This window comes from Pseudomonas fuscovaginae SE-1, assembly GCF_000364705.1.
Lineage (GTDB): Bacteria > Pseudomonadota > Gammaproteobacteria > Pseudomonadales > Pseudomonadaceae > Aquipseudomonas > Aquipseudomonas fuscovaginae_A.
Window position 1 is genome coordinate 1 of sequence record NZ_AQOH01000398.1, and the last position, 545, is coordinate 545.

Here is a 545-nt window from a genome sequence, read left to right on the forward strand (position 1 = left end):
AGGCGTTCGAAACCTTCCGCTTCGCGGGAATCGTAGCGGTGCAGGCTGGCGACGATGACGGCATGGCTGTCGCGGCGGCTGGCCAGTTCGCCGCGCAGTTGCTCGGCGCGGCTGTAGGCGTCGGGCAGGGTGTTGAGGGCCTTGAAGCGTGCGGCGAGGTCGTCCAGTTCCGGCAGGTCGGCGAGGATCTGGCCATAATCCCGTGGACAGATCGGGAAACGATGTGCGTAGTGTTCGACATGGAAACCGCCGCGTTCGGGATCGAAGCACAGGGGGACCGTACCTTCCTGCAGGGCGGTGCCGTAGTCGCTGCCGAGGAACGGCATCAGCAACTGGCCTTCGAGCAACGGGTCCGGCGAATGCCACTGGATGTCGAAGAACTCGCCATAGGGGCTGCGTCGCCCCCATTCCAGCAGGTCGAGCCACCAGGGGTTGTCGGCACCGCCGACGGCCATGTGGTTGGACACGATATCGAGGATCAGGCCCATGCCGTGTTCGCGCAGGGCCGCCACCAGCCGCCGCAGTGCCGGCTCGCCACCCAGTTC

General features: G+C 66.2%; 1 pseudogene. It reads right to left on the bottom strand.

Annotated elements, in window-relative coordinates:
- Positions 1 to 545 (bottom strand): annotated as a pseudogene (locus K675_RS31715) (malto-oligosyltrehalose synthase); the annotation flags it as partial.